Origin of the sequence: Streptomyces iakyrus, assembly GCF_000717055.1 — a bacterium.
GTDB lineage: Bacteria > Actinomycetota > Actinomycetes > Streptomycetales > Streptomycetaceae > Streptomyces > Streptomyces iakyrus.
The window spans coordinates 1-687 of sequence record NZ_JNXI01000077.1; the positions used below are offsets into that span (position 1 = coordinate 1).

At 65.5% G+C, this 687-nt stretch carries 1 protein-coding gene; it reads left to right on the plus strand.

The window, feature by feature from the left end:
* A partial coding sequence (locus tag OO68_RS48835) for an ISAs1 family transposase (RefSeq protein ID WP_033314704.1) occupies window positions 1–687 on the plus strand: 687 nt, incomplete at both ends.

Consider the following 687-nt stretch of genomic DNA (forward strand, 5'->3'; position numbering starts at 1 on the left):
GGCACACGCATGGCGCTGGCTCAAAGGAAGGCCCCCAATCGCAACGAGGTTGCCGGCGTTCTCGAAGTCCTCGCCTCGCTCGATCTGGACGGCGCTCTTGTCACTGCCGACGCCTTGCATTGCCGGCCCGATGTCGCGCAAGCCATCCGCGACCGGAAGGGCCACTACGTTCTAGCCATCAAGAGCAATCGCGGCCGGCTCTTCAAGGCCGCCAAGGCGTTGCTCGACACCGCCCGACGGCCTGCGCGAGCAAGCCAGCGAAGAACCGCCGCCCACGATCGCATCGAGCGCCGGCAAGCCATCATCGTGCCGGCACCGCAATTGGCGAAGCAACATGGCTTCTCCGCTATCGTCGCGGTCGGCCGCATCGACAGCTGGCGCGCAACTGCCGGCAAGCCTGCCAAGCGGACGGCCCGATACTTTCTGGCTTCGCGGCGGCTGCCAGCCAAGAAGCTGCTCGACGTCGTCCGCGCCCACTGGAGCATCGAGAACAACCTGCACTGGGTTCTCGACGTTCTGTTCGACGAGGACGCTTGCCGCAGCCGCAAGGACCACGCCCCGGAGAACCTTGCCGTCATCCGCAAGCTCGCCATCAACGCCCTGCAAGCCACGCCAGGTCCAGCGCGGACCAGCCACAAAATGCTCCAGGCAAGATGGAGCAACGACTTCCTTCTCACCGTCCTGGCC